This is a genomic window from Arthrobacter sp. Edens01, from assembly GCF_001307035.1.
Classification (GTDB): domain Bacteria; phylum Actinomycetota; class Actinomycetes; order Actinomycetales; family Micrococcaceae; genus Arthrobacter_B.
This window is the reverse complement of sequence record NZ_LKIU01000006.1, coordinates 248398-267192: the sequence shown is the minus strand read 5'-3', so window position 1 is coordinate 267192 and position 18795 is coordinate 248398. Positions and strand designations below refer to the sequence as shown.

Sequence of the window (18795 nt, the reverse complement as noted above, 5' to 3'; positions counted from 1 at the left end):
TGTTTAGCCTGCGGACCAGCCGCCGTCGGACGGCATGATGGCACCGTTGATGTTCACGGAGTCATCGCTGAGCAGGAACGTGATGGACGCAGCCAGGTCCTCGGCCGAAGCCAGGCCGGGGATCATCACGCGGGCGGGGGTCAGGCGTGCTTCGCCGTACTCGGAGACCTTGCCGCCCATGGGGATGCCGGTGGCGACGCCGCCCGGAGCAACGGCATTTACACGTATGCCTTCCTTGGCATACATAAACGCGGCGCTCTTGGTGATGCCCACAACGGCGTGCTTGGACGCCGTGTAGGCCACGCCGGAAGCGGAGCCGCGCAGGCCCGCCTCGGAGGTGACGTTCACGATCGCGCCCTTGTGTGCCTCAAGCATGCCCGGCAGTACGGCGCGGGTCAGGCGGACCAGACCGTCCACGTTCACCGCGAAGACCTTCTGCCACATGGCGTCGGACACCTCGTGCAGCGGGCTGAAGTCGTCATTGATTCCGGCGACGTTCGCCAGGCCGTCGATCTGTCCGCCGGCGGCGGCGATGATCCGGTCCACAGCTGCCAGATCCGTGAGGTCGGCGGCCACCGGAACAATGGCGTCGCCGAGTTCTTCGGCCAGTTCATTGATCTTTGTTTCGGCGATATCAACGGCAATGACGCGGCCGCCTTCGCGGGCGATGCGGGCGGCCGTGGCTCGGCCGATGCCGGAGCCGGCACCCGTGACGATGACGGTCTTGTTCTCAAAGCGGCCCGGAACGGTGGGAAGCACTGTCTCTTCGAGCTCCGGCATCACTCCGCCGTTGGCAGCCTTGACCATTTCATCAACCGCGGCCTGCGGCATCTGTCCCTGGCTGAGGTCAACGAGCTGCTGGAGCTTGAGTCCGAGTGCAGGGCCGAGGGAAGCTTCGTCGCTTCCTGTCTGGGCAAGGAAACCGCGAAGTACAGGTCCGCCCACGGGGTGGTCCAGCCACTCCTGGATCGTGTTGCGGGCTGTCAGGGGTGCATTGGACATAGACGGTAGTCCTTTCAGGAGCGGAGGCGGCCGGGGTGCAGCCGCTCTTGGGTTACACGTGTAAGTAGCGCGTGTAAGGTCAGATTAGCTCAAATTCGGGCTCCTGTCGCAGGGCAGGCCAGCCCGCATGGACGGAACGGAAGGCAAGGCGCACTTATGGCATCTCGGGTGACGTCCGCTGATGTGGCGCGGGCTGCAGGGGTGTCCCGGGCCACCGTGAGCTACGTGCTTAACGGGCGCCCCGGCCAGAGCATCTCGGCCGCTACCCGGGCGCGTGTCCTGGCTGCCGCGCAGGAACTGGGGTACGCGCCGTCGAACGCTGCACGCACCCTGCGGCGGGGGCGCAGCGATCTGGTCTTGATGCTGCTGCCGCCCGAACCGCTGGGCCGGGCACTGGCCATGGTGCTGGACGGGGCGTCGGACCAGGTGGAACAGGCCGGTCTGCGCCTGATCGCGCACCGCCTGCCGGACGGGGGTGCTGCTGCACCGCTGGTGCGTTCCCTGGTTCCGGCGGCATTGATCCTCGCCACTCCGCTGCAGGAGAAGGATCTGGACGCCCTGGAGGCCACCGGTGTGCCCATGGCGTCACTGCAACAGGACCATGCCGACCCGCTGGGACCCGATCTTGGGATCGGCGCCCTGCAGGTGCAGCACCTGGCTGCTGCGGGACACCGGCGAATCGGCGTCGCCCTGCCCGCCGCTTCCGGTTATCAATGGCGGGCCGAGGCGCGCCTGGCAGCCATCGAGGAGGCGTGTGACCGGCACGGGCTGCTGCCGCCTGCCGTGGAGCGGATCGATCTTGATCCGGAGCAGGCTTCGGGGATCATTGGCCGGTGGGTCCGCACGGCCGAGCCGGTGACGGCAGCCTGCGCCTTCGACGACGAATACGCGTTCGCCCTGCTGGCGGGATTGTCCGCGCTGAACCTGTCCGCACCGGCAGACCTGGCCGTCATCGGAGCGGAAGATATTCCGCTGGCCCGGCTGGCTGTGCCTCCCCTGACTACGGTCAGCGTGCATGCCCGCCGCATCGGCGTGCTGTTCGCCCAGCTGGCTACGGAGTCACTGGTGGAACCTGGCAGCTTCGGCGGGATAACCGGGGACCCGGAACAGAACCTGCCGCCGGTAACCCTCGTCCGCCGGGCCTCGGCTTAGCCCAGCAGGCGTCCGTCCCTAGTTTTCCCGCGCCCGGTAGAGCTGCATCTGCCGGTAGCGCCGGCCAAGGGATTCACGCCGCGGCTTGGACGGCGCATCCTCAGGTTCCGCAGTCAGGTCAATATGGGCTTTGCCGAACCGCCACAGCAGGAGATCGTCAAGCAGCCGGTCGGGCCCCGGAGAGTAGCGGTGGTCCAGGGCGGCACGGACCTCGGTGATAGCGTCAGCCTGCAGCAGCCCGGCCAGGTCCATGGTGGTCTTCAGCCCATGCGCCGCCAGCAGCTCAGCGGCCCATCCCCAGTCGTCCCCGGCCTTGCGGTTGACGTGGGGCAGCAGGGTCATCCAGACGTGCCTGATCCGGTTTGGTGTCAGCGGAGCGGAGCCTTCCCCCTCCTCATCCCAGAAGCCCGTCACCGTTTCGTAGCGCTCATGGAGCTCCGCGAACTCGTTCTCAACGGTTTCCAGCATGGCCGCCGTGGCGATGAACTGCCGGTCGAAGTACGGGCTCCAGGCCCGGGGGTCGCCGGCCTTAAAGCGGATGTCGTGCTCAATCTCCGACCAGGCGTGCGCCAGAACGGTGCGTATCTGCACTTCGAACAGATAGCTGCCATTGGGCTTCTGCGACGGCTCCAGCAAACGGTGGAATTCCCGCACCGTTTCATTCTGGATTGTGCGCAGGATCAGGTGCCGGCTGGAGTACCCGTAGGTCCCGGACTCAATCGAACCAATGTCTTTCTCCCGGTCGCCGCGGCAGTCGAACTCGGCCCGCTGGCGCTTGATGAGGTTCGCTGCCTCATCCACCTCGTGCGGCAGCGTCATGATGACACGCACGCCCACCAAATCGGTGAGGTTCCGCAGCGGATCGGGGAAAAGCAGGGTGGGCACCTCGTCCGGGTTTTCCGGCGGCAGTGTCCGTGATGCCTTGTCCCGGAAGGACTCCACCGACTTGGTCCGGGAAGCGATGAACAGCGGTTTCACGGAGCTGTCCGTGAACACGGCCCGCAGGCTTGCTTCCATCTCCGCCGTCACGGATTCAAGGGCCGGGCGGACCCGGGCATACTCATCCGTGCTGGCCTGGACCACCGGGCGAAGCCGGTCATCCAGGGTGTCCCACGTGCTCACGTCTGTCCTTTCGCAGTTTCTGCCAGCCTAGGGCACGCCGCGGACACCGGCTGGGCCGGCGGCGGTTAGGCTCATCTCCAGATTAGGACGGAGGGCGGCACATGGTGTGCAGCCCGCGGCAGCCCGCAGGAAAGATTGAGGACCTCCATGCCCCAGCGCTTCAGCTACGGCAGCCATCCGGAACAGTTCGGAGAACTTACCCTGCCGCCCCCCGGCACGCCGCCGCGCGGAACCGCAGTCATCATCCACGGCGGCTACTGGCGTTCGCTTTACTCCCTTGAACTGGGACGGCCACTGGCAGCGGACCTGTCCGGCCGGGGATGGGCAGCCTTGAACCTGGAATACCGCCGGGCCGGCAACGGGGGCGGCTGGCCGGAGACCTTTGAGGACATTTCCGCCGGCATCGATGCCCTGGCAGAGCTGGCAGGGTTTGCCGGCACCGAAGGGATTCGGGGTCCCGTCATCGCACTGGGGCATTCCGCCGGAGGGCACCTGGCCGTATGGGCAGCCAACCGGGACGCCCCGCGGGTGCCGCTGGACGCCGTCGTCAGCCAGTCCGGGGTGCTGGACCTGCTGCTCGCCCACGAATTGCGGCTCAGTGACGGGGCGGTGGAAAACTTCCTGGGCGCAGCGCCAAACGCGGAGCCGGAACGTTACCGGGCAGCGGATCCGGTGCAGCGGGTTCCGGCTCCGGTACCTGTGTTCGTCCTGCACGGCAGGGATGACACCACCGTGCCGGCTGACCTGTCCGAGTCCTATGTCCGGGCGGCGAAGGCAGCTGGTGGAACTGCCGAGCTCCGCCGGATCTCCGGCGACCATTTCGAGATGATCACTCCGGGCACACAGGCCTGGGATGAGGTCATCCAGGCCTTGGAAGATGCCGCCAAAACAGCATCCGGGTAGCGCCGCCCGGTCCGTAATCGGTAGGTTGAGGGCGTGATCACAGTCATCGGCGAAGCCCTTATCGACGAAGTTGTCAGCGACACCGCGCCCCGCCGGTCCCACCCGGGAGGCAGCCCGCTCAACGTAGCGGTGGGTGTGGCCCGGCTTGGACGGCCGGTGCAGTTCGTTGGCCGGTACGGCACCGATGCCTATGGGGTGCTGATCGCCGAGCACCTGAAATCCAACTCCGTCCTCAGCGCCCAGCCGGCCGACGACCGGCCCACCAGCGTGGCCACGGCCGTGCTCGATCCGGCCGGCGGCGCCCGGTACACCTTCGACCTGGAATGGGATCTGCCTGGTTTGGCGGACGCGCTGCCGCGGCTGCTGCAGGGCACCACGCTGCTGCACACCGGGTCCATTGCCACCATGCTCTCTCCGGGGGCGCATGAGGTCCTCGCCGCAGTTGAACGCGCGCACCCGCAGGCAACCATCACCTTTGACCCGAACTGCCGGCCCACCATCATCACCGATGTGTCCTATGCCCGCGAACAGGCGGAGAAATTCGTCCGTCTCGCCGACGTGGTCAAGGCATCGGACGAGGACCTGGCCTGGCTCTACCCGGACGAACCGGTGGAAGACTCCGCGCGGCGCTGGCTCGAAATGGGTCCCGCGGTCGTGGTTGTTACCCGCGGGTCCAAGGGCCCGTGGGCAGTGGCTGCCGCGGGAACCTGCGAAGTACCCGCAGTGACCGTGACCGTGGCGGATTCGGTGGGCGCCGGTGATTCATTTATGTCAGCACTCATTGCCGGGCTGATGGACCGGGATTACGACGGCGCTGCCCGCCGTCCGGAGCTCCGCAGGATTGGCGTCGGGGACCTCGAGGCACTCCTTGCCTATGCCGCCCGCGCTGCGGCCATTACGGTTTCCCGGCCTGGCGCCGATCCGCCCTACCGGAGTGAACTGCTCTAGCAGCGTCCCGTCCCGTCCGGGGCGGGAGATGAAAGGAAGTGTGCCCGTGGAAGCGTACGACCCCACAGAATCCCTGCCCCAGGTTCCCGCCCTTGAAGTGAGCAGCGCCAACTTTGCCGCCGGCGGTCCGCTGGCAGCGTCGCAATACGCCACCGGAGCCGTTCCCGGCGGGCGTGATGCCTCCCCGCAGCTGAGCTGGACCGGTTGGCCGGAAGCAACCCAGAGCTTTGCCGTCACCATGGTGGACCCGGACGCACCCATACCCGGGGTGTTCTGGCACTGGGCCGCCGTAAACATTCCGGTGCGGGAGACATCGCTGACGGAAAACGCCTCCAGGTCAGGAATGCCCAAGGGCACACTGCAGCTGCTTAACGAACTTGGCGAAACGGGCTACACCGGGGCAGCTCCACCGGTGGGACACGGGAAGCACCGGTACTTCGTCATGGTCCACGCGGTGGACATTCCGTTCCTCGATGTCGCCGAGGATGCCCGGCCCGGCGTGCTTTCCATGGCACTGCGCAGCCACGCGCTGGCACGCGGGGTAATCATCGGCACAGCCGAACGGCCGGCACCCTAGCGCCTGAGGTTTCACGCCCCCGATTCCGGCTAGGCTGGAGGCCGACGGAAGGGCGGATATGCGGCTGGTAGCAAGTGACCTGGACGGGACCATACTGGGCCCGGACAACAGGATCAGTGACCGGACCGTTAATGCGTTCCGCAAATGTGCCGACGCCGGTATCGCCATCGTGTTTGTCACCGGCAGGCCGCCGCGCTGGCTGGATCCGCTGCGCGAGCAGATGGGCCATACCGGCACGGTCATCTGCTCCAACGGAGCGATCCTCTACGACCTCAAGAGCGGGGAAATCCTCTGGTCCCGGCCTATTGAGCTTGACGGGATGTTCGAAGCTGCAGGCATCATCCGTGGTCTCTACCCTGCCGTGCACTTCGCCGCTGAGACGGAGGAGGGATTCCATCTGGAGCCCGGATTCATAGAGGACGCCGGCGCGGATATGCTTGGCGCCGTCACGCCCAAACCGCTGAAGGACTCACTGGGCGGGGACGCCCGTGTGGTGAAATTCCTGGCCCGCGTGAAGGGTGTCCATCCGGACGAGTTCCTGGACAAGGTCAAGCCCGAAGTGGCGCACCTGGTCTCCACCACGCACTCCGCGCCGTCCGTTCCGCTGCTGGAAATGTCTGCCTCGGGACTGGACAAATCGGTGACCCTGGCGGAGTACGCACGCTCGCTGCGAATAGAAGCGGCCGACGTTGTTGCTTTCGGAGACATGCCCAACGACCTGGGAATGCTCGGCTGGGCTGGCCGCGGCTACGCCATGGCCTCAGGACACCCAGCGGTCCGTGCCGCAGCCGGGCACCTGGCGCCGCCCTTCGCCGAGGACGGCGTGGCGCAGGTCCTGGAAGACCTGCTGCGCGGCAGGCAGCCCTAGCCGGCGGGCAGGCTCCTGAGGCGCCGCGCGTGCAGGAGCTGATGCACCGTTATCAGGATGGCCAGCCAAGCCAGCCCCAGGATCCAGGCCACCAGCACGTCCGTGAGCCAGTGGTGGCCCAGGTAGACCCGGCTCAGGCCAATAGCCAGGACAAAGACCACCCCCGCCAGGACGGTGAGGAAACGGCTCCGGCGGGTATTCAGGTACAGGACCAGCAGGTAGGCGAGCGTTCCGATCACCACGACGGAGTTTAGGGAGTGCCCGCTGGGAAAGGATGCCGAGTGCTCGTAGGGCGGCACGGCGTCGGACAGCGGAGGCCGTGAGCGGCCTACCAGGGCCTTGCCGGCCACCGTGAGCAGCAGCGATCCGGCCGCGGCGGACGCGGTAAGAATCAGCGGCGTCCAGCTCCGCTGCCACCGGCACAGCGCCAGAACTGCGGCAGCGGCGAGCACGGGGAGCCCGATGGTCCCGCCAAGGTTGGTCAGCCAGGTAACTGCGGTGTCGACGCCGGGAGAACGCAGCGTAATGGCTGCGTCGAGAACCGGCTGGTCCAGGCCCGCAACGCCGTCTTCTTCTACGACTGCCTCGTACACGCCGCCGGCCGCCAGAGCCAGCAGCAGTGCGGGGATCAGCCCCGCAGCGAGGGTTAGGAGCAGCAGGCCATGACGGCCCAGCACCTCCATGGCGCCGGCCAGCCGCTGCTTCATCCGGGCGGAAACGGCGTCGGTCATTGGTCCAGTATGCCAAGCCGGCGGCTCAGCCAGTTCAGGTTGCCGGCCAGGCCCTCTTTCCAGACCACCCAGGAGTGTCCGCCGGGGAGTTCCTGAAGCGTGACGTCCATGCCGGCGGCCTTGGCCGCCTCATACACCTGGCGTCCCTGGTCCGCGTAGGTGCTGTCATCCCTGCCGACCACCACAATCCCGGCACTGTCCGGGAAGGACCCGGTTTTCAGGACGTCCAGGGCGTTCTGTGCGGTGAAGGCCGCAGAGTTCCCGCCGAAGTAGGTGCTGAGCAGGGACTGGATCCCGCCCGGAACCGTGGGCGCATTCTCCCCGGCAATATCCACGAACGTTGGATAGGCATCCGGGAAGTTCACGGCCAGCTGCAGCGCGCAGGTGCCGCCGTAGGAATACCCTGCCGCCGCCCATTGCCGGGAGCTGCTGAGGCCAGCCGCCAGGTTTTCCCGGACCCAGCGCGGCACATCCTCAGCGAGATAGGTTGCACCGCGTCCCTGGCTGGAGTCCAGGCACAGGGACCAGTTGGCATTGGCGCCGCCGGAGAGATCAGGCACAACGACGACTGGTGCAAGGCCTTTGTGCCCGGCAGCGAAGTCATCCATGACGGACTGGAGCTGGCCCCCGGTGAACCAGTCGGCGGGAGAGCCCGGCTGCCCATGGAGCGCAAGGATTACGGGCAGGTTCTGTGCGGGCGGGGAGGCAAGATAAGCCGGCGGAAGATAGACCAGTCCCGATCCGGCCTGGTATCCGGATCCGGATTCGGGGATCCGCGTCTGATACACCTTTCCCTGCGCGGGCATGTCCGCGGGCGGGGTCCAGTTCGTCTCCGTGGCAGGCTGCGGCGGGTCCTGGCCTGCCGGGGGGCTGCGGGTTGGCAGCGGGCCGCTGGATTCGCCCGGGTTCACTACCAGGGATTCAAGGGTTGGATACTGCGAGTAGGCCATGTTCGCCCCGGAGACGGCAGCGAGGAGCACCGCTGCTGCTGCCGCGGCCGTCACGATCCGGGACAGTGCCCGCCGGCTGGCCCTCCATCGCGGAACTACCAGGAGGAGGGCCAATATTCCCGCTGTGGAATATAGGTAGAGGTAACGCGGAAATGAGGCGTTCCACCACTCCAGCAGCACCTCTGCGGCAAGGAACAGCAGGATGGTGCCCGCTCCCGCGCCGATCAGTGCCAGTGGCACCAGCCGGGTCAGGTACCGCCGCGTGCCCCAGCACAGCCAGCACAGGCCGGCCAGGCCCAGCAGGAACACCACTGCCGGTACCGGCCCCGTGGTGAGGGAAAGGCTCATCGCTGGCTGCCCACGATCCTCCGAGCCATGGTGAACGTCTGCCCCACCGACACGTGCGGAAGATAGGCGCGGGTGAGCGCATTGGCAATGGCCGGAAGAGTGGCGGCGTCCAGGTAGGTCATGTACAGCGGAACGTACTGCGGCTGGAACTTGGCTTTGTAGGCCAGCAGGGACCGGAAGCCGTACACCGGTTCCAGCGCAGCGCCCAGCCGGTTCATCACCCAGTCCAAAGCCGGAGGAGGGGCGGCGGCGTCGGGTTCCGCGCTCTTGCCGGCCGCCGAAGCCGCGCTTCTGGCCAGCGGGGCGCCGGAGAGGCTCAGCAGGCTGAATCCCTCGTCCTGCAGGGACAGTGCTGCCGAGGCGATGAGGAAGTCCATTGCAGCAGGGAACCCGCGGCCCCGGCGGCGCATGAAGTCCAGCGTCCAGCCGACAATCCTGCCGTCCCGGTAAATGGGGAGCCAGGACGTTACCCCGTGGACGGTGCGGTCCTGGTCCACCGCCAGGAGCAGCCGCACGCCGTCGTCGTCGATCTCTTCAAGCCCGCCAAGCGTAAAGCCCATTTCCGGCATTTGCTTGTCTGCCACCCACTCCTCGGAAATCGCGTTGATCTGGTCCAGAACGGACAGTGGGGCCTTGCTGTAGGTGGTCCATTCGGCGCGGATCCCGGCCTTTCCAGCCCGGTTGAACGCCGTGCGGACATCCTGGAACCGCTTGCCCTTGAAGACCAGGGACCCCAGCGGCAGGATCGTCTCCTCGGCCACCTGAAGATCGGTATGTCCCAACCGCGCAGTGGCCTCCCGGGTTGCCGCGTTCACGGAGTAGAAACAGGCCGTCACCCCGGAATCAGCGCAGTAGGCGGCGAAACCGTCCACGCTTTGCTGCAGTTCCTGGGGCGGGCCCACCGGATCCCCCACTGTGAGGGCCACGCCGGAACCCAGCCGGTAGGCAATGTAGGAGTTGCCGGTGGGTGAAAACCAGTAGGAATTCCCGCTCCAGAGAGTCATCCAGGCCATGGTGCTCCCGCCCGTGGCCTTGAGCAGCGACCTGGCGCGCTCCTTGGCTTCGGTATACGGCGCGTAGGCGGGCAGGCTGAAGGAGCGCAGCACCAGAACGCACACGAGGATCCAGAACACCACACCCACACCCTCGTAAAGGATGGTTGCGGGCGCGTAGGCGGGCAGCAGCTGCGGGGCGCCGACCGTGAGTTCGGAGACCGGGAGGAACCGGAGCGGGAGGTCCGCAAGTAGGCTGGACAGGGTGGCAGCGGGCGTGAAACCGCTGCGCAGAAGCAGTCCGCCTCCCACCCAGGCCCCAGCCAGCAGCACGGCTGCGGCGAAGCAGGTCAGGAAGAGCCTTCGGTACGTGCCCGGCGGTGCACTGACCTGGAAAAGGCGGCGTCCGCTTACCGCCAGGAGCACAAAGACCAGCAGCGGCAGGAGCATGGGAAGGACCAGGGGCAACGGCTGGCCCGAGGCCCCGAATCCGAACACCGGGCCCAGTTCACCGGACAGGAACAGGATGATCCGGATGCCGGCTGCAAGAATCATGAGGCCCTGCAGGGTCAGGGCGCTGATCCACGCGAACCGGCGGCCACGGCGCAGGCCCACGGCAAAAACAAGCAGCAGCACCTGGGGAAGCACGGCGAGAAAGAATCCTGCCGGGCCGGCGCTCAGTTCCAGCTTTGCGGCCCGGCATTCAGCCTGCCGCGCGGAATCCGCGCAGAGGCTGGCCAGGGCCGCCGGGTCCAGCGTTTCCGCGTTGGTGAACAAGTACGCGAGGATGGCCAGCGGCCCCACGGCACGTACGTTCAGGGCAGCGATGACCGGCCCTGCAGCAGTGGCCGCCACGGCGAGGGCCACCAGAATCCGGGCCTCACGGCGGCTGGACACGAAGCCCTGCGGGCGCCGCGGCCGCCTGCCGAAGAGATATGGACCCCACAGACCGCCAACGACGGCGCTGCCCAGTGCCATGACGTCCCGCAGGGAACCCGAGAAGAGTGCCAGCACCACCAGCAGGGTGTAGAGCAGCAGGCGGATCCTGCGCCGCCAGAGTGTTCCGAGCCCGGCCGACGCCGCTCCGGCAACGCCGCAGAAGAGCGCCACCGGGCCCACGAAGGTATCTGTGCTGAGTTCCCGCCCCCAGGCGTCGAAGACCGTGCGGGTTACCGCGGTGAAGCCGATCGCCAGCAGGGCGCCGGCGAGCTGCGTTCCAAGGGCGGCCGCAAGGAACCGGCGGCTTCCCAGCAGGCGTTCCGCCGGCAGCCCCACCACCAGTGCCAGGAGGGTACCGCTGAGATAGCCTGCCAGCCCGTTGGCCCACAGAGCCGAGAGGATCAGGGCAGGCCAATACTGCGGCAGCGTGGTGACCGAGACGCTCACCCACGGGAGAAGCTCACCCTCCGGTCCTGTGATGATGGAGGACGTCAGGATTCCCAGGAACCAGAACAGCACAAGGACAGAAACAGTGACCGGAGACCGTGTGATGGTCCCGCGCAGGCCATCCACGGGCCAGCGGAGGTAACGGCCTGCTGCCTGCCGTGCGGAACCGTGCTCCATGGGCACCTCCAGGGTTTGCCGGCGCGGCACCGAAGGCCCCCGCCCTCGGTGGAGCAAGTCTAGTTCCGGGACCCCACCGGCGGACCGGGGAGAAGCCGAAGACGGGCGGCAACCGGAGATAAAGTACACCCTGTGAGCCAGAAACTGCCGTACTTCATGCCGCCCGCTCCTGCATCTGCGCACCCGTCAGGGGCTTCGGAGCCAATTGGCCTCTCCCACCGCGGTTTCAGCCCGGACGGGCTGGAGAACACCATGGCCTCCTTCGAAGCCGCCGTTGACCTGGGCTTCGGCTACCTGGAAACGGATGTCCGCACCACGAGCGACGGCGTCCTCATGGTGTTCCACGATGAGACCCTTGACCGGGTTACCGATTCCACCGGACCTCTGAGCGCCTACAGCCTGCGCGAGCTGGCAGGAGTCCGGGTGGGCGGCACCGAGCCGATCCCCACGCTGGAGGACGTCCTGGTCCGCTGGCCTGATGTTCGCCTGAACGTGGACATCAAGGACGCCGCCGGAGCTGCGGCTCTGGCGGCCCTGATCGAAAAGCACCAGGCCCATGACCGGGTGCTCGTGACGTCCTTCTCGGACCGGCGCCGGCTGGACTGCCTGCGCCGGCTCTCCAGCCCGGCCGCGAGTTCTGCCGGATCCTTCTCAACGGCTGCACTGCTGCTCCTCTCACCGCTGGGTCTGGGACGGCTGATTGCGCGGCTGGGAAGATTTCAGGCGGTGCAGGTTCCGGTGAGCTTCCGCGGGGTGCCGGTAGTGCGGCCGGCTTTTGTCCGGCGCTGCCATTCCGCCGGAATCGAGGTGCACGTCTGGACCATCAACACCCGCCCGCTGATGGAAGGACTGCTGGACCTGGGAGTCGACGGACTGGTCTCGGACCGCGCGGACCTGCTCGCTTCGGTGCTCTCCGCCCGCGGAGCCTGGCCGCAGGGAGCCGGCGCGTAGAACTGTCCTGCTCCGGCGGCGGCTGGCAGGATGGGAACCATGCGCGTGCTCATAGCCCCGGACAAGTTCAAAGGCAGCCTCACCGCTGAGGAAGCCGCTGCCGCCATGGCGCAGGGGGTGTTTGCGGTCTACCCCGACGCCGAAGTTACCCGGATTCCGGTGGCCGACGGCGGCGAGGGAACCTTGGAGGCGGCTCTCGCCGCGGGCGCCGTCGAGCGCTCCACCGGGGTCCGCGGACCGTTGGGCCGCGAAGTGACCGCAGTCTGGGCGATGGACGGCACGACGGCGGTCCTGGAAACCGCGCGCTCCTCCGGCCTGATGCTCGTGGAACCGTCAGTGCAGACGTCCCTGGCGGCGTCGAGCTTTGGCAGCGGGCAGCTGATCACGGCGGCGCTGGACGCCGGAGCACGCGAGATCATCCTGGGCATCGGCGGATCAGCAATGACCGACGGCGGCTCCGGGGCACTGACAGCGCTGGGGCTGCGGATCCTCGACGCTGCCGGTGAGCCGGTACCCCCGGGCGGGGCCGGGCTGGCCCTGGCAGCAGCTGTCGATGCATCCGGACTGGACCCCCGGCTCAAGGACACCCGGATCCGGATTGCCGCGGACGTGACCAACCCGCTCACCGGGCACAACGGTGCAGCCCACGTTTTCGGCGGACAGAAGGGAGCGGATTCCTCGGCACGGCTGCTGCTGGATGAAGCCCTGGCAAACTGGGCGCGCCTGCTTCAAGAGGCAACGGGCATCGACGTCGATATCCCCGGGGCAGGGGCCGCCGGCGGATTCCCCTCAGCCTTCCTGGCGTTCACCGATGCCGGAATCGAGCCCGGTTTTGAGCTCATTGCCGCACTGGTGGGCCTGGAGCCGGCTCTTTCGCGGGCAGACCTGGTTCTCTCCGGCGAAGGGTCCATTGACGAGCAGTCACGCTTCGGCAAGGCTCCCCTGGAGGTAGCCCGGTTGGCCGCTGACCGGGGTATTCCGGTGGTGCTGGTGGCCGGGGCCATCACGCTGGGCCCGAAGGTCCTGGCTGAGTACGGGGTTGAGGCAGCGGTGAGCGTCCTGGACCTTGCCCAGAGCCCGGAGGATGCGATGGCACGGGCAGCGTTCTACGTTGCCCGTGCCACCCAGGCGGCCCTGGAAGGGGCCTAGGTTCCTAGCCCAGGCTGGACGGCGTGGCGCCGACGTCTTCCTGGGGTTCATCCGGCATGGTGCCGCGCCAGCGGGCGATGGCCATCATGCCGTGGTAGATCACCAGAGTGGCAGCGGTGCCCAGGGCGATGCCCTCGAAGGTCAGGCCGCCAACGTTCCAGGTGTAGTTCGCGATGCCAACCACCAGCGCAACTCCGGCCACGGAGAGGTTGATCGGGTTGGAGAAGTTCACCCGGTTATCCACCCAGATCCGGACGCCGAGGATGCCGATCATGCCGTACAGCACCACTCCGGCACCACCCAGCACACCCGGGGGAATGGTGGCGATCATGGCACCAAACTTGGGGAAGAGGCTCAGCAGCACCGCGGTGATGCCGGCGACCCAGTACGCGGCAGTGGAGTACACCCGGGAGGCCGCCATGACGCCAATGTTCTCGGCGTACGTGGTGGTTCCGGAGCCGCCGCCGGAGCCGGCCAGCATTGTGGCCACGCCGTCAGCCATCAGCGCCCGGCCGGTGTAGGGATCCAGGTCCCGCCCGGTCATGGCGGCCACGGATTTCACGTGGCCGATGTTCTCTGCCACGAGTACCAGGACAACCGGCACGAACAGCCCAATGACGTTGAAGTGGAAGGTCGGGGCGGTGAACTGGGGCAGGCCGAACCAGGCTGCGTCACTGATGGTGGAGAAGTCCACTTCGCCCTGAATGATGGCGGCGACGTAACCGGCCAGGACGCCTACCAGGATGGAAAGGCGGCCGATGAGTCCCTTGAACAGGACAGTGGTCAGCAGGATCACGACGACGGTGACCGTGGCCGTGATGGGGCCGGCTTCGTAGTTGGTGCGTGTGGTGGGGGCCAGGTTCAGCCCGATCAGCGCCACGATTGCGCCGGTGACCGTCGGCGGCATGAGGACCTGGATCCAGCGGGTTCCGGCCAGCTGTGCGGCGAGCCCGATCAGGAACAGGGTGGCACCGGCCATGATGATGCCGCCGAGGGCTCCGCCCGGACCGTGCTGGTTTACTGCAGCGCTGATCGGCGCGATGAAGGCGAAGGAGGAGCCCAGGTAGCTGGGCACCTTTCCGGCAGTGATGATCAGGAAGAGGATGGTGCCGACGCCGGAGAAGAACAGCGTGGTGGCGGGCGGGAAACCGGTTAGCAGCGGAACCAGGAAGGTGGCGCCGAACATCGCGACGACGTGCTGGGCGCCGATGCCAATGGTCCGCGGCCAGCTCAGCCGCTCATCCGGTGCGACGTATGAGCCGGGAGTGACTGTCCTGCCGTTCCCGTGGATTTTCCAGTCTGTGCCGAACCTGCTCATGCGTGTGCCTTCCAAAGGACAAAGGGGGATTGATTCGTGGAGAATGTTACCGGCGGGGCGACTGTGCCACGCTATGTTGCACGCACTTGGAATTTTACCGGGAAAGCAGTTGGGCCGAAGGCGGCCTGTGACGGACGGATCATACGTGGGAATCTCAGTTTCTGGACGGACAGTACTCATCACCGGAGCGGCCATGGGCATGGGGCTCCTGTACGCCGAACGGGCGGTGCGCGAAGGCGCACGGGCCGTTGTGCTGTGGGACCGGAATGCCGAGGCGCTGGAGGCTGCTGCGCAGCGGCTGCGCGGTCTCGGATCCGCGGAGATCCGCCCCTACACGCTGGATGTCTCCTCTGCGGCTGAAGTGGCAGAAAACGCCGAAGCCGTACTGGCGGAACTCGGTGCGCCGGACGTGCTGATCAACAATGCCGGCATCGTCCGCGGCAAGTACTTCTGGGAACACTCCGGAACGGATATTGACGCCGTCATGGACGTGAATACTCTGGCCCCGATGCACATCACCCGCGCGTTCCTGCCCGGCATGATCGAGCGGCGCACCCCGGCCCGGATCCTGAATGTCGCCTCTGCCTCCGGGACGCTGTCTGTACCCAAGATGAGCGTCTACACCGCCTCCAAATGGGCAGTGATCGGCTGGAGCGATTCACTTCGCCTGGAGCTGGAGGAAGCCGGGCACGGCCACGTCCAGGTCACCACCCTGATCCCCAGCTACATCAAGACCGGCATGTTCGAAGGTGCCCGCGGTCCGCTGATGACACCGCTGATGGAACCCGAATACGTCGTGGACAAGGCGTGGAAGGCGCTGCTGGAAGGCAGGGCCCGGGTCCAGCTGCCCTGGACCGTCCCGCTGGGCAGCGCGCTGCGTGGCCTGCTGCCGCAGCCTGCCTGGGACGTTGTGGCGGGAAAGGTCTTCAAGGTTTACCAGTCCATGGACCACTTCACCGGGCGTCCCGCCCAGGCAGCGGAGAAGCCTGTACAGGAAAGCGGTAACCGGGCATGAGCTCCGATATCCGGACAGCGTCCCCGGCGGGCAGTATTCCGGCACAGGTTGCCGCGGTCCGCAAGGTTTATGAAAGCGGGCGCACCCGGCCCCTGGCATGGCGGAAAGAACAGCTGAAGTCCCTGATGCGGATGCTCTCCGAACGGGAGAAGGAGTTCGCCGCAGCCCTGCGAGAAGACCTGGGCAAGAACCCGCTGGAGGCCTACCTCACCGAAATCTCCATCACCCGGTCCGAAGCAGGCCACGCGCTGAAACACCTGACCGACTGGACCAGGAGCACCAAGGTGCCGGTGCCGCTGGGCCTGCAGCCGGCGTCGGCCCGTATTGAACCGCAGCCGCTGGGCGTGGTGCTGATTATCGCGCCCTGGAACTATCCCGTGCAGCTGCTCCTCGCCCCGCTGATCGGCGCGCTTGCCGCAGGAAACGCGGCCGTGCTCAAGCCCAGCGAGCTGGCGCCGGCCACCTCTGCCGCCGTCGCCCGGATCCTGCCCGAGTACCTGGACCCGGAGGCCGTGGTGGTGGTTGAGGGTGCCCAGGAAGCGTCCCAGGCGCTGCTGGCCCAGCAGTTCGACCACATCTTCTACACCGGTGGTGAGCGGGTGGGCAAGATTGTCATGCGTGCCGCCGCCGAGCACCTCACCCCGGTAACGCTGGAGCTGGGAGGCAAGTCTCCCGCCGTCGTACTGGACGGGAACCTGACCGCCATTGCCCGCCGGCTGGCCTACGGCAAGCTGATCAATGCAGGCCAGACGTGCGTGGCGCCGGACTATGTGCTGGTCACCGAGGATGCAGCGCCCAAACTCCTCAAGGCGCTCGGCAAGGTGATCCGCGAGTTTGTGGGCCGGGATCCGTCCCGCAGCGCCAACTTCGGGCGGATCGTCAACGAGGGGCACTTCGACCGGCTCACCGGCTACCTGGCGGACGGCACCGTAGTGTCGGGCGGACGTACCAGCCGCGAGGACCTCTATTTCGAGCCCACAGTGCTGACCGGCGTTTCCCTGGATGCTCCGGTGATGCAGGAAGAGATCTTCGGGCCCATCCTTCCGGTTGTCACCGTCCGCGACCTGGACCAGGCAATGGAGATCATCAACGCCCGCCCCGCGCCGCTGGCGTCCTATCTCTTCACGTCCTCAGCCTCCCGGCAGCGGAAGTTCGAGCAGGGCGTCCGTGCCGGAAGCGTGAACCACAACGCCGCAATTGTGCAGCTGGCCGTGCCGGAGCTGCCGTTCGGCGGGGCGGGTGCCAGCGGCATGGGCGCGTATCACGGCAAACAGTCCTTCGACACGTTCAGCCAGGCACGCCCGGTCTTCTCAAAGTCAACACTGCTGGACACCCTGCGCGTGGCCTACCCGCCGTACAACGGGTTCAAGGCGCGGATCCTCCGCCGCCTTCTCTAACTTCGAGATGACAGAAACTGCCCGTATGAACGCTCATACGGGCAGTTTCTGTCATCTCGTTTAAGTCGTTGGAGGAACGGGCTAGGAGATTACGGAGTCCACAATGGCCTTCGCCTCGGCCTGGACTTCGCTGAGGTGCTCGGCGCCCTTGAAGGATTCGGCGTAGATCTTGTACACGTCTTCGGTACCGGAGGGACGGGCCGCGAACCAGGCGTTCTCGGTGGTGACCTTCAGCCCGCCCACGGGTGCGCCGTTGCCCGGGGCTTCGGTAAGCCGGGCGGTGATTTCCTCGCCTGCCAGCGTGGTGGCGGTGACGTCCGACGGCGAGAGCTTGGACAATACAGCCTTCTGTTCGCGCGTGGCCGGGGCATCAACCCGCGCGTAGACCGGGTCTCCGAAGCGGCCGGTAAGCTCCCGGTAGTGCTGTGAAGGCGTCTTCTGCGTGACGGCCGTGATCTCGGACGCCAGCAGGGCCAGCAGGATGCCGTCCTTGTCGGTAGTCCACACCGAGCCGTCCAGCCGCAGGAAGGACGCACCCGCGGATTCCTCGCCGCCAAAGGCCACTTCGCCGGACAACAGGCCCGGGACGAACCACTTGAAGCCCACGGGAACCTCCATGAGCCGGCGGTCCAGGCTGGATGTGACACGGTCAATCATGGAGGAGGAGACCAGTGTCTTGCCGACCATCGCGTCACCGCGCCAGCCGGTGCGGTTGGCGTACAGGTACTCAATGGCAGCAGCGAGGTAATGGTTCGGGTTCATCAGCCCGGCGTCGGGGGTGATGATGCCGTGGCGGTCGGCATCGGCGTCGTTGCCCGTGGCGATGTCGTACCGCCCGGCCTGGGCAATCAGAGATGCCATCGCGTCGGGGGAGGAACAGTCCATGCGGATCTTCTCATCCCAGTCCAGGGTCATAAACCCGAACTGGGGGTCCACGCTGGGATTCACTACGGTCAGGTTCAGGCCGTACTGCTCGCCGATTGCACCCCAGTAGTCAACGGATGCGCCGCCCATGGGGTCGGCCCCGATGTGCAGTCCGGAGGCCTTGATGGCATCCATGTTCAGCACTGAGCCGAGGTCGCCCACGTAGTGCTGCAGGAAGTCATAGGCGCCCACGGACTCCGCCAGCCGTGCTTCACCCAGCGGAATACGCTGGACGCCGCGCAGCCCGTTCTCCAGCAGTTCGTTGGCCCGGTTGGCGATCCAGGCCGTGGTTTCCGAATCTGCAGGTCCGCCGGAGGGCGGGTTGTACTTGAACCCGCCGTCGGCAGGCGGGTTGTGGGACGGGGTGATCACGATTCCGTCAGCCTGGTCGGTGCGGGTCGCGTTGTGCGTGAGGATGGCATGGCTCAGCGCCGGGGTCGGCGTGAAACCGGTGCGGGAGTCGATCAGGACATTGACCCCGTTGCCAGCGAGAACTTCGAGGGCGGTGTTCTGCGCAGGTTCTGAAAGAGCGTGGGTGTCCTTGCCCATAAACAGCGGTCCGGTGATGCCGGCGCCTGTCCGGTATTCGACGATCGCCTGCGTGATGGCGGCGATGTGGGGCTCATTGAAAGAGCCCTTCAGGGAGCTGCCGCGGTGTCCGGAAGTCCCGAAGGCCACACGCTGGCCGGGATCAGCGGTGTCGGGCGCGACGTCGTAATAGGCGTCCAGAAGCGCGGTGAGGTCGACAAGGTCGGATGGCTGGGCGGGTGTTCCGGCTCGGTTAGACATAAATCCAAGCATGCCAAAGATTCGTGTGATCCGGCAGACGATTGGCTGATGCGCCCACTGCCCAACTTACGCGAGAGGCCAGTTACGGCTGGTTTG

Annotated in this window: 16 protein-coding genes; 9 read left to right on the top strand and 7 right to left on the bottom strand. The window is 66.7% G+C overall.

Features of this window, described 5'->3' with window-relative positions; translation table 11 throughout:
* Window positions 1-3: 3 nt before the first annotated feature.
* A complete protein-coding gene (locus AO716_RS15775; RefSeq protein WP_055242719.1) occupies window positions 4-1002 on the bottom strand; it encodes an SDR family NAD(P)-dependent oxidoreductase in 999 nt (332 codons plus the stop codon).
* A gap of 156 nt (window positions 1003-1158) precedes the next feature.
* Between AO716_RS15775 and AO716_RS15770 the strand changes: the two genes are divergently transcribed.
* Window positions 1159-2154, top strand: a complete 996-nt coding sequence (locus AO716_RS15770) for a LacI family DNA-binding transcriptional regulator (protein ID WP_082413653.1) — start codon at window positions 1159-1161, stop codon at window positions 2152-2154.
* Window positions 2155-2172: 18 nt separating this feature from the next.
* On the opposite strand, the gene AO716_RS15765 is transcribed toward AO716_RS15770, so the two are convergent.
* Window positions 2173-3276, bottom strand: a complete 1104-nt coding sequence (locus AO716_RS15765) for a GTP pyrophosphokinase family protein (protein ID WP_055242715.1) — start codon at window positions 3274-3276, stop codon at window positions 2173-2175.
* Between the two features lie 147 nt (window positions 3277-3423).
* Between AO716_RS15765 and AO716_RS15760 the strand changes: the two genes are divergently transcribed.
* From AO716_RS15760 to AO716_RS15745, 4 genes are read left to right on the top strand one after another with little or no spacing between them, the layout of a single operon-like run.
* Window positions 3424-4179, top strand: a complete 756-nt coding sequence (locus AO716_RS15760) for an alpha/beta hydrolase (protein WP_055242713.1) — start codon at window positions 3424-3426, stop codon at window positions 4177-4179.
* A 33-nt stretch (window positions 4180-4212) separates the two neighbouring features.
* Window positions 4213-5127: a carbohydrate kinase family protein gene (locus AO716_RS15755; protein WP_055242711.1), complete on the top strand. Its 915-nt coding sequence runs from the start codon at window positions 4213-4215 to the stop codon at window positions 5125-5127.
* 46 nt (window positions 5128-5173) lie between these two features.
* The gene (locus AO716_RS15750) at window positions 5174-5704 is read left to right on the top strand and encodes a YbhB/YbcL family Raf kinase inhibitor-like protein (RefSeq protein ID WP_152970015.1); all 531 of its coding nucleotides are present in this window, start codon (window positions 5174-5176) and stop codon (window positions 5702-5704) included.
* A 58-nt stretch (window positions 5705-5762) separates the two neighbouring features.
* On the top strand, window positions 5763-6572 hold the full coding sequence (locus AO716_RS15745) for an HAD family hydrolase (RefSeq protein ID WP_055242708.1): 810 nt from the start codon (window positions 5763-5765) through the stop codon (window positions 6570-6572).
* Here AO716_RS15745 and AO716_RS15740 read toward each other — a convergent pair.
* From AO716_RS15740 to AO716_RS15730, 3 genes are read right to left on the bottom strand one after another with little or no spacing between them, the layout of a single operon-like run.
* Entirely contained in the window at window positions 6569-7303 is a 735-nt protein-coding gene (locus AO716_RS15740; protein ID WP_055242706.1) for a phosphatase PAP2 family protein, read from the bottom strand. The genes AO716_RS15745 and AO716_RS15740 overlap by 4 nt on opposite strands.
* Window positions 7300-8601 (bottom strand): alpha/beta hydrolase, encoded by a 1302-nt coding sequence (locus AO716_RS15735; RefSeq protein WP_055242704.1) that lies wholly within the window; start codon window positions 8599-8601, stop codon window positions 7300-7302. Before AO716_RS15735 ends, AO716_RS15740 begins: the two co-directional genes overlap by 4 nt.
* On the bottom strand, window positions 8598-11156 hold the full coding sequence (locus AO716_RS15730; RefSeq protein ID WP_055242701.1) for a bifunctional lysylphosphatidylglycerol flippase/synthetase MprF: 2559 nt from the start codon (window positions 11154-11156) through the stop codon (window positions 8598-8600). Before AO716_RS15730 ends, AO716_RS15735 begins: the two co-directional genes overlap by 4 nt.
* Before the next feature lie 156 nt (window positions 11157-11312).
* Between AO716_RS15730 and AO716_RS15725 the strand changes: the two genes are divergently transcribed.
* Together AO716_RS15725 and AO716_RS15720 are read left to right on the top strand one after the other, a co-directional pair.
* A complete protein-coding gene (locus tag AO716_RS15725; protein ID WP_055243005.1) occupies window positions 11313-12107 on the top strand; it encodes a glycerophosphodiester phosphodiesterase family protein in 795 nt (264 codons plus the stop codon).
* Window positions 12108-12146: 39 nt separating this feature from the next.
* Window positions 12147-13256 (top strand): glycerate kinase, encoded by a 1110-nt coding sequence (locus AO716_RS15720; RefSeq protein ID WP_055242699.1) that lies wholly within the window; start codon window positions 12147-12149, stop codon window positions 13254-13256.
* Between the two features lie 4 nt (window positions 13257-13260).
* Here the strand turns inward: AO716_RS15720 and AO716_RS15715 are convergent, their stop codons facing one another.
* Window positions 13261-14574 (bottom strand): uracil-xanthine permease family protein, encoded by a 1314-nt coding sequence (locus AO716_RS15715; protein WP_055242697.1) that lies wholly within the window; start codon window positions 14572-14574, stop codon window positions 13261-13263.
* 193 nt (window positions 14575-14767) lie between these two features.
* On the opposite strand from AO716_RS15715, the gene AO716_RS15710 reads away from it, so the two are divergent.
* Window positions 14768-15589, top strand: a complete 822-nt coding sequence (locus AO716_RS15710) for an SDR family NAD(P)-dependent oxidoreductase (RefSeq protein WP_055243002.1) — start codon at window positions 14768-14770, stop codon at window positions 15587-15589.
* Entirely contained in the window at window positions 15586-16986 is a 1401-nt protein-coding gene (locus tag AO716_RS15705) for an aldehyde dehydrogenase family protein (protein ID WP_055242695.1), read from the top strand. Before AO716_RS15710 ends, AO716_RS15705 begins: the two co-directional genes overlap by 4 nt.
* A gap of 81 nt (window positions 16987-17067) precedes the next feature.
* On the opposite strand, the gene pgm is transcribed toward AO716_RS15705, so the two are convergent.
* Window positions 17068-18699 (bottom strand): phosphoglucomutase (alpha-D-glucose-1,6-bisphosphate-dependent), encoded by a 1632-nt coding sequence (pgm, locus tag AO716_RS15700; RefSeq protein WP_055242693.1) that lies wholly within the window; start codon window positions 18697-18699, stop codon window positions 17068-17070.
* Between the last annotated feature and the right edge of the window lie 96 nt (window positions 18700-18795).